Here is a 10,559-nt window from a genome sequence, read left to right on the forward strand (position 1 = left end):
GGTGGCGGGGAAAGACATGCCGGTGTTTCTCAAACGCGAAATCACCGAACAGTTCCCCTTCCTCAAAAAAGATAACCTCAAACACAGCGACTACGCCAAAAAATCAATACAGGATCTCTTCGGGCAAAACGCTTTGGCAGGTACGGCCGTTCACCGGTTTAACTACTGTTCATCCATCGTAGCCATCAACAACGGCAAAGGCGGATTTACGGTCCAACCGCTTCCCGTCCGGGTACAGTTGTCTAGCCTGAACGCCATTTGTGCCACCGACATCAACAACGACGGCGCCGTTGACCTGGTAACTGGCGGCAACCTCTTTACCTTTCCGCCGCAGTTTGGACGGCTCGATGCCAGCTATGGGGATGTGTTGCTAAACAACGGAAAGGGAGCGTTTACCTGGGTTCCCAATTCCGCTTCCGGGATGAATGCAAGGGGCGAAGTAAAAGACATCAAAGAGATAACCTCTGGTAATAAAAAATTTCTATTGGTTACACAAAACAATGAGAAACCCGTTCTGTACCGGTTGAAGTAGAAACATGAAAGAAAGAAATCTGATAGTGTATTTTCTGTGTGCCGTTGGCCTTGTGGTGTGCGGCTGTAAGGCAAAGAAAGCGGAATACCCGCTTTTTGAAGTGCTGGACAGCAAGCGCACAGGCCTGGATTTTAGCAACAGCCTGACGTACTCACCGCAGTTCAATCTTTTCAAGTACATGTATTTCTACAACGGCAGTGGCGTGGGTGCCGGTGACTTCAACAACGATGGAAAGATCGACCTTTTTTTTGCCGCCAACCAGCAGCAGAACAGGCTTTATCTCAACCAGGGCGGCCTGAAGTTCAAAGATGTTACAAAAGAAGCCACAATCCCGCAGGATGGTGGCTGGTCAACCGGTGTATCGGTCGTTGATATCAACAACGACGGCCTGCTCGATATTTATGTTTGCCGTGTAGGCCAGTACGAAACCCTGCACAGCAAAAACCAGTTCCTCATCAACGAAGGGGTAGATAAAAATGGCGTTCCCCGTTTTACCGACAAGGCCAGTCAATACGGCCTTGACTTCACCGGCTTTAGCACGCAGGCGGCGTTTTTTGATTACGACAACGACGGTGATCTTGACGCTTTTTTGCTCAATCATTCCGTTCACCAGAACAACAACTTCCGGCCGCGGAGTGTGTTCAGGGGCACCTACGATCCCCTGTCTGGCGACCGGATCTTTCGCAACGATGGGGGCCATTTTACCGATGTCACCAGGGAAACGGGCATTAATAGCACAGCCATCAGTTATGGCCTGGGTATTTGCGTAGCCGATATCAACCTCGATGGCTACCCGGATATTTACATCGGGAATGATTTTCACGAGAACGATTACCTCTACATCAACCAGCGAAACGGTACGTTCAAAGAAGATGGTGAAAACTGTTTGATGCATACGAGCCAGTATTCCATGGGCGTGGATGTGGCCGACATTAACAACGATGCCTACCCGGAAATCATTTCGATGGACATGCTCCCCGCTGATCCCTACATCCTGAAGCGGTCGCTGGGAGAGGACAGCTATGACCTTTTCCACGAAAAGATCGGCATGGGCTATTCGTACCAGTTTACCCGCAACAACCTGCAGTACAACCGGCGCAACGGCCTGTTTAGTGAAGTGGGTCTGTACACCGGTATTGCAGCCACCGACTGGAGTTGGGCCCCGCTGTGGATGGATTTTGATAACGACGGTTTGAAAGACCTTTTCATCTCCAACGGCATTCCGAAGCGGATGAACGACATCGATTACGTCAATTTTGTAACGAACGGCGAAGTGCAGCAGAAGATCACCAACAACGACATGCAGGGGAAGGATCTCTCGCTGATCACGAAGTTTCCCGAGATCAAACTGCCGAATAAATTTTTCCGCAACAACGGCAACCTGTCGTTCACCGACGAAGAAACGCTGGTGGAAGGCAACGGGCCGACTTTTTCGAACGGGGCCGTCTATGCCGACCTCGATGGCGACGGGGACCTGGACATCGTGGTGAATAACATCGACCACCCGGCAATGTTGTATGAGAACAAAACAGCGGATACCGCAAATCATACCTTTATCGAACTGACCCTCCAGGGCCCGGCGCAAAACAGGAACGCCATTGGTGCAAAAGCCATTTTGTTCAGTGGTGGCGAAACGAGAACCTATGAGAACTACCCGGTGAAAGGCTTTTTGTCGAGCATGCAGGTCCCGCTGCACATCGGGTTGAAGAACACCAAAGTTGACTCGCTGCTGCTTGTCTGGCCTGACAGGACCTACCAGCGGCTTTCTCTTCCAGGAAATAAAAACGCAATAACGGTCAAATACCGGCAAGGCCTGCCTGTATTTGATTTTTCCATTTTTGCCCGGCAAGCCGTTCCGACAGCGCAGGCAGTAGATATCACGGCACAAACGGCCATCAATTACCTGCACCAGGAAAACCGTTTTGTGGAGTTTGACCGAGAACCGCTCATCCCGCACGAAACGTCTACCGAAGGTCCGGCAATTGCCGTTGGCGATATCAACAGGGATGGCCTGGACGATGTGTTTATAGGGGGCGCAAGAGACCAGAAAAGCGCTGTGTTCCTGCAACAGCGTTCCGGTGCTTTTCTTGTGTCGAAACAACCGGTTCTGGATGCCGACAGCAGCTACGAAGACACCGGCGCCTGCTGGACCGATATCAACAGGGACGGCGCACCCGACCTGGTGGTGGCCAGTGGCGGTAATGAATTTTATGGTGAAGACCGGCACAATACGCCAAGGGCTTACCTCAACGACGGCAATGGGAATTTATCCCGGTTGCCCAACCCGTTTGGCAATCTTTTTCTCACGGCTTCCTGCGTGGTGGCATCTGATTTTACCGGCGATGGTTACGAAGACCTGTTCATCGGTGGAAGAACAGTGCCCTGGGGCTATGGACAGATCCCGCAATCCTACCTGCTGCGCAACAACCGGAATGGCACGTTCACAGATGTCACGGCACAGTATGCAAAAGACCTGGCGCAGGCGGGAATGGTGACCAATGCGCTTTGGTTTGACATCGACAAGGACGGCGACCAGGATCTTTTGTTGTCGTTGGAGTGGGGCAGTCCCACGGCATTCATCAACAACAAGGGGAGTTTCACCAAAAAAGTCCTGAGTGATAAAAAAGGCTGGTGGAACGTCCTGCTTCCCTGCGATGTGGACGGTGACGGCAACATTGATCTCATTGCCGGCAACCTGGGCCTGAACAGCCGACTGAAAGCCTCGGCCGAAGAGCCGGTGCGGCTTTATTACAATGATTTTGATGGCAATGGCCGGAAAGAACAGGTGCTGACCTACTACGTGGCCGGAAAAGAAATCCCGTTTGCCAGCAAGGCCGAACTGGAAAAGCAACTGCCCGTTTTGCGCAAGAAGTTTTTGTATGCCGAGGACCTGGCCAGGGCATCGCTCAGTGACATCTTTGGCGAAGAAAAATTAAAAGAGGCCTCGGTGTTTACGGCCGATTATTTTGCCAATGCCGTTTTGCACAACCGCGGTAACCTCCAGTTTGAAACAACGGCCCTGCCGGCGGAGGCACAATTCACCTGCTTTAAAGACGCGGCTGTGGTGAATGCCAACGGCGATAGCAGACCCGATATATTGCTCATGGGAAATTACTACGACAGCAATATTGAGATGGGACGCTACGATGCCGATTACGGCACGCTGCTCATCAACCAGGGCGGCGGTAAGTTTCGTTGCAGCACCTTAAACGGTTTGTCGGTAAAAGGACAGGTGAGGCATATTCAGCCTGTCAGGATTGGTCAGCAGCAGGCATACCTGCTGGCCCGGAATAACGACAGCACAAGGGTGATTGCGTTTCAGCCATTCCAAAAGCGATAGACGGTTTCAATAACTGTTCGTGTGAAGGCCTGAATGAATGCGCTGACAGGCGCACTCTTTCAAAAGATACACTGCAGCCAATTGAAATGAAAATGCCGGTACAGGAATTTGGATATGACTACCGGCAGAAAGAGCTTTCGCGGAACTGTTTGAGGTGAAGGCTACATCACCGGCCAGAAGACCTTCGTTACCCATTTGTTTGTATCCGGCTCATTTCTCCTGTCCGTTACCAGCGATTGAAACGGGATGGCGGCAGTTGCCCATTGGTGGTCGCTTGTGTAGTGTTCCAGTGCCGTAAAAGCCTGTTGGATTCTGGAAGGTCCGCCTTTTACTTCCGTTGCGAGGATATTGCCATTGCCCATCATCCATTTCGACTGGATATCGCCTTCACTTTTCAGCCGCTTGTTCAGCGGCAGGGCCACCCTTGTCAAATAGAGGCTATCGGCCGTTGTTGTCACATTCACCATGGGCAGGCCGGTGGGCGCTGCATTGTTTTTTTGCGCAAATGATTTCAGGCGGTCAATCATGCCGTAAATGTTCGTTATCGACGGTTGGCCTTTTGACCTTTCCGATGTGGAAACCAGTGCGGTGTCCACGACCAACTCCCGCTGGATGGTGAACCCGTAAATATTTTTTTCATCGGCATAAAACGATCGCAATGTTTGCAGCAGTGTTTTCATGTCGGCAGCGACCTGTTTGGCCCAGCGGCCTTTTTGCAGGCGGGAGACCGGGTTCCATCCTGTTTTTGTACTGCCAATGAACGACAGCGCTACCGAATCGGAGCTGAACGGAATGATCACCAGTTCGGCCACCAGCGAGTCGTTTTCGTGCCGGATGGAGTAGAGCAGCGAGGTGGCTCTTTTTTCCAGAAGGAAATAGTCATTGCCTTTGTAGGTGAAACTGCCGGCCGGTAACGCACTTCGGCGGCCGACAGCCAGCCATGAAAAATCGGGGCCTTCGTGGAGGAAAACCCGGGTAAAAGCTTTTGAGTTAACCGCGATACGGTTTTCTTCTTTTATTGAAATACTGGCCGGAATAATGAAAGAAAAAAAGCCAAGACCAATGACAAGCAAAATGAGCAGCAAGACAACCACTTTTCTCATGCTGCCAAAATAAATCTTTTTACCCGGACCGCGCTGAAGGAGATACTGTCGGTCCAATGCCGGCAAATCATCTGCAGAAACATAGAAGAAAAAGCTATTGTTGGTCCTTCGAATATCGCTTATATTCGGAAGACAACTGTCTTGATGAGATTCGTTTTACTAGCGGTGCTCTTTCTGCTTTCACGGGAGGCTTTTTCCCAGTTGCATCCTGAGCGGGTCAATGGCTTGCCGACCAACGAACTCAATGACCTGCACGTTGATAAAAACGGTTATTTATGGATTGCACACGGGCTGGGCATCAGCCGCTACGATGGCCTCAATTTCACCAGCTATTCCCATCCCGACCAAATCAGCCTGCCAACGGCCGATATCGCCGAAGATGGACATGGCCGCATCTGGTACCACAATTTCAGCGGGCAGGTTTTTTACATTGAAAGGGGGATTGTTCACCGGCTGGAGAGCTACGATTACAAAAAAGAAAATCAAAACCCTAAGATGGCCCTGTTCGGCAACGAACTGCTTATTACCAGCTACAAAGGCCTCTATGTCTGCAACACGGAAAATTTTACCACCCGTCTTTTACCCTTCCGCCAGGTCTCGCCGGTTTCCCTTGTATCGCTGGCTGTCTTTCGCGACAAAGCCATCGTGTTCGATGGCCAGGATTGGTATACCTACAGCCATGGCCTCCTGCTGCGAACCGCCGTGGCATCCGCATTCCGGTTCCCGGCCGATAATTTCCTGACACTGCAACCAGGGACCTGCAACGATACCCTGTATTTGGTTGCCAACCCTTCGGGGGTTTTGTTCAAGTTGAAATGGGAGAATGGTCGCCTGCGTTTTTTAGCCGGCACAGAATACCACGATTTCATCGATGCGGTGTCGGTTAATCCCGGGCCCTGGGTGCATACCCGTAACCAAAGCGTAAACCTTGCTACCGGCGCAACGGTCGAGAATTACGATTTGATGGATGCCGTTTGCGACAGCGAAGGAAACACGTGGTTTGGCAGCCGCCGCGGTGGCCTGCTGGTCAGTTACCGGCCCGGTCTCTGGCGGCGAACGTTTTTCCAGATCGGTGAAAACAGCTATATCCGTTCGCTCAACGCAAACGCGGGTTATTTTTTTGCCGGAACGCAAAAAGGCAGCCTGTTTCGTTTCAAAACCGACTCATCGCGGTTCGACTGGAAACATGAACTCTTCAACGGTCTTGGATCCATTGATTTTATCCGTTACGTCACCAATGATCTTTTTATCGTTGGATCCTCTACCGATACGTATATCGTGAATGCGAAGGAGAAAAAAATCCAGGCCCCGATTTCGCTGAAAGCGATACTGGATGTGGATTTTGACGGCAGCAGTTTTTATGTGGCCACCGCCACGGGACTCTACCTCATGCCTTACCTGACCGGTGCAACCAACAGGCGGGAATGGCTGCAGGAAAAGCAAAAACAATATCCGTTTGTCAACTGGACCGATACCGCGGCGACGGCTTACCTGCTGATCCCGCAGCGCACACGGTCTGTTCGCTTTGACTCGTTGCGTGCTGTTGTTTACGCCGCCACCAAAAATGGCCTATACGAGGTCAATCACAAAACGGCAAAGCCGGTTTTGATTGACGGCAGGGAAGTGTTTGCCACCTCCGTTGCGTATAAACAGGCAAGGCTCTATGTATCGACCATCGACGACGGGCTCTGGATGATAGAGGGGAAAAATGTGCAGCATTATACGGCCGCCAATGCCCTTGCCTCCAATACCATTATCCGGGTAAAACTGACCGAAGATCACCTCTGGCTTTTCGAACGCAGCGGTATCCAGGTGCTGGATATTCATACGGGCCGCATTTTGCAAAATATCGATCTGCCCAAGATTGAAGGCGCCAACGTGCTTGATGTAGCCGAGAGTGGCGACGTGGGCTACATTGCCACGGCAAATGGCGTATACAAAGTGCCGTTCCAGTTGGCTGCGCAAAAAACCAGTCCAAGGGGATTTTTGGATTATGTCATTGTCAACGGCAGGGATACCTTGACAACTTCCAATGTCAGCCTCCCGAATCAATCGAACGATGTACAATTTTTCTTTTCGTCGCCGGCTTTTTACGACCCCGAATCCGTGTCGTTCCGCTACCGGTTAGCCGGTTCGGACAATGCGTGGCGGGCTACCTATCCCGGCGAACGGATGATTCGGTATTCTGCCCTGCCCGCCGGCGATTATGAATTTGATTTTTATGTGGTCGACAACAAAGGCCTGCAACAGGCGCAGGTCATCCGTTTCCCTTTTGCAATTCAGAAGCCCTGGTGGCAAACCGCGTGGTTTCTGGTGCTGTTGAACATGGCTGCCGTAGGCATTGGCTATTTGGTCATCCGCAACCGGATCAACCAGAAATTGCGGCTGGAGCTGATGCGCCGCGATATCTCCAACGACTTGCACGACGACATTGGCGCTACCCTCAGCAGTGTCAATTTTTATGTTGACCTGGCCCAAAGCGAAGAAAACAACACCGGCTACCTACACTACATCAGGGAAAATGTGAACCATGTCATCAATAGTCTCGACGACCTGGTGTGGAGCATCAATCCACGAAACGACTCTACCGGGCAGTTTATCGACCGCATGAAGAACTATGCGGTGCCCCTGCTAAAAGCCGCCCGGGTCCAGTGCCAGTTTCAAACGGATCCCAAACTGCTGCACCTCCGGCTGGACCTTCTGACCAAGCGGCATCTTTACCTTCTTTTCAAAGAGATGGTCAACAATGTCGCCAAGCATGCCAACGGCCAAAACTGCATTGTTCAGTTGCTGTTCCGGAATTCGCGACTCTGCCTTACCGTCACCGATGATGGCAAAGGCTTCCACCCGGATGGAGAGAAGCAACGGCGCAACGGGCTTTTGTCCATGCAGGAACGGACCCGTAAGCTGAAGGGCCGTATGGAGATCAGCTCTGCGGCGGGCAAAGGCAGCCGCGTCGACGTGTGCATTCCGGTCTGAGAGGGACGAAGACAGGGTATTGCTTTTGGGGAAAGGAGAAGATACCTTTATTGCCATGATATCCGTAAGCATAATTGAAGACAATGCAACGTATAAAAATGCCCTGATTACCTACCTGCAAAAAGAGCAGGGGATTGCCGTTGTGTTTGCAGGAAGCAGCCTTGCCGATCTCCCGGCTTTGGTGAAGGTGGCACCGGATGTGGTTATCATGGATATCAACCTGGGACAGGATTCGGGGATCGATGGCGTTCGCTTTCTGAAAAAAGCATTGCCATTCCTGCATATCTTCATGCTGACTGTTTTTGAAGACGAGGAAAAAATTTTTGATTCCCTGAAAGCAGGGGCGATCGGTTACCTGTTGAAAAAAGACTCTCCCAAAAAAATCCTCGAAGCAATTCACAGCGTTTACCGGGGCGAAGGAGTGATGAACGGCCAGGTTGCCCGCAAGATTTTGACGTATTTTCAGCAGCCGGTCAAAAGCGCACCGAGGCTGGAAGATTATCATCTCACCAGGCGTGAACAGGAAATTTTACTGCTGCTCATGGATGGCCTTTCCTACAAAGAGATTGCGGCCAAGTGTTTCATCTCCATCGATACCATCAACTCCCACATCCGAAAAATTTACACGAAACTGAATGTGCGTTCCCGGGCCGAAATCGCTGCCCGTTTCCGGTCGTAGAAAAATAACATGTTTATGCTATTTGTTGCGATGGCGTTTCCCGTCATCTTTGTCACTGTGTTTCTTTTTCATAAAGAAATGTTTCCCACTGCGTTCTGAACCCCACGAAAACAATCGTTCATCAATCCTCTGTAAGGCTAACTGAATTCGACAACGATACATCTGTTTTTCTGAATGCACTTGTGCAAATGAGCGGTAATGGTTTTGCGACGCAAACCTGACGTCATACATGTCTTTCCAGTTTGGTGGAAAGAGCGACAGGCAACACCTGGTCCGCGTGATTTCTCTCCCTCCCTATGCAAATGATTCCTTCTGGTTGGATGAACCAGGGCCGAAAACCTGAAATACAGCCAGTCTGCAAAATGAGACAATGTTTATACCGAAAGCCAATAAATCACATCCGCTCTATTTGTACCCTGATAAATATGGGTAATACTTTTTTGATCATAAGCCATCTTATTCCTCTACTCTTAAAATTAAACGCAAATTATGAACACCAATTCTACTTTGCTACCCAGACAGATCGCTGCGGTTTGCATGGACGTGGGCAACGCAATCTCGAAGCTCACAAAACGATATGCCGTCGGGAAGTTCATACCCTTTTTGATTTTGGGTATAGTGTTCGCCGGCACAGCGAAAAGCCAGGTACCCTGTCCGACAGGAAACTGTAATTCGCAAGACATTAAAATTGAAAACAACGCCGTTGAACTGGTCAATGCTGTCGACCACTCGGCCTTGCCTACCACCTGCAGTGGCGGGTCGTATAACGTCAGTATGAAACTGACCTTTAATGTGACCTCGCAAACACGGTACGGCTTCATTATCGTCGCCGATGTTTATATCGGCGGATCAAAGTCCGGGCGGATTGCAAAATGCTTTTCCGGGGAGTTTGCCCAGGGATTGCATACAAGTTATGTCGACACGTACCTGGACGGCACAACGATCGTCTGGAACTGTGGACAAAGCATCCAGTTAAGAAATGTTTATACGGCCTGGGATAACCAGGATCCGACCAGGTCGCCCTTCCCGCCCGATATCTGCACTCGTTTGCAGGCAGATGGTACCATTACAGCTTCGGATTGCAGCTCCATCGACCCGAAATGTAAATTTTATGGAAATGGTGAAGAGATCGTTATTGTCACACCATTAAGCGCCAATTTCGCATACACCGCTTCCTGTCCGTCGGGTAAATCAGCACAAACGGTTGCGTTTGATGCGCTGGACGCAACTTCAGGAACGACAGGCGGCACAACACCTTATCCTTCCGGTGCATTTAGCTGGACCATTACAAACAGTTCAAATGTGCAGGTGGGAACAATGTCAGGCGCCACGCCAAGTTTTGATTTTTCACAGGCAGGTGCTGGTCCCGGTACTTACACGGTTACGTTGACTGTAACGGATGATAATCCAACGGCGACCAGTTCGAAACAAAGATCCATTGTCGTTTCGGCCTGTTGTGTTCAACCCGGTGCGCCGACAATTTCATCGCCCATTTGTGCAGGTGCAACCAGTATTAGCGGAACCAGTGCCGAAGCTGATGGAACAGCGATCAACGTGTCAAAGGGGAATACGCTATTGGGCACGGCGACGGTGAGTAACGGCGCCTGGACGCTTTCTGTTTCCGGCCTGGTTGCCGGTGATGTGATTACAGCAAATGCAGAGACAACCGCAGGCTGTGTCAGTGTATCTTCTTCGTCGGTGACGGTTTCACCCGATGCCAATGCGGGAACGGTGAGCGGCACCACGCCGCTGTGCATTGGTGGCACGGCGACCTTCACAAGCAACGGTGATGCCGGTGGCAGTTGGAGCAGTTCGGATGCCACGGTGGCCAGTGTGGATCCCACAACGGGATTGGTGACGGCGTTGAAAGCGGGAACGACCAACATTATCTATACGGTATCCAGCGGCTGCAATGCGCCCAAGACA

5 protein-coding genes and 1 pseudogene are annotated in these 10,559 nt (G+C 51.0%); 5 read left to right on the top strand and 1 reads right to left on the bottom strand.

All coding sequences use genetic code 11. The features are described from left to right. Positions 1 to 532: pseudogene (locus tag D6024_RS25790) on the top strand (CRTAC1 family protein); the annotation flags it as partial. Between the two features lie 4 nt (positions 533 to 536). After that, entirely contained in the window at positions 537 to 3,872 is a 3,336-nt protein-coding gene (locus tag D6024_RS25795; RefSeq protein WP_121357714.1) for a VCBS repeat-containing protein, read from the top strand. A gap of 161 nt (positions 3,873 to 4,033) precedes the next feature. On the opposite strand, the gene D6024_RS25800 is transcribed toward D6024_RS25795, so the two are convergent. After that, entirely contained in the window at positions 4,034 to 4,975 is a 942-nt protein-coding gene (locus D6024_RS25800) for a hypothetical protein (RefSeq protein ID WP_162945040.1), read from the bottom strand. A gap of 144 nt (positions 4,976 to 5,119) precedes the next feature. Here D6024_RS25800 and D6024_RS25805 point away from each other — a divergent pair, with 144 nt between their 5' ends. The 3 genes from D6024_RS25805 to D6024_RS25820 all read left to right on the top strand — a co-directional run. Beyond that, positions 5,120 to 7,954 carry a sensor histidine kinase gene (locus D6024_RS25805; protein WP_121357716.1) on the top strand — a complete coding sequence of 945 codons (2,835 nt, stop codon included), beginning with the start codon at positions 5,120 to 5,122 and terminating at the stop codon, positions 7,952 to 7,954. A gap of 55 nt (positions 7,955 to 8,009) precedes the next feature. After that, positions 8,010 to 8,633: a LuxR C-terminal-related transcriptional regulator gene (locus D6024_RS25810; protein WP_162945041.1), complete on the top strand. Its 624-nt coding sequence runs from the start codon at positions 8,010 to 8,012 to the stop codon at positions 8,631 to 8,633. A 489-nt stretch (positions 8,634 to 9,122) separates the two neighbouring features. Next, positions 9,123 to 10,559: Ig-like domain-containing protein (locus D6024_RS25820; RefSeq protein ID WP_162945042.1), on the top strand; the 1,437-nt coding region annotated here is incomplete at its 3' end.

Origin of the sequence: Flavisolibacter nicotianae (assembly GCF_003628535.1) — a bacterium.
Taxonomy (GTDB): Bacteria; Bacteroidota; Bacteroidia; order Chitinophagales; family Chitinophagaceae; genus Flavisolibacter; species Flavisolibacter nicotianae.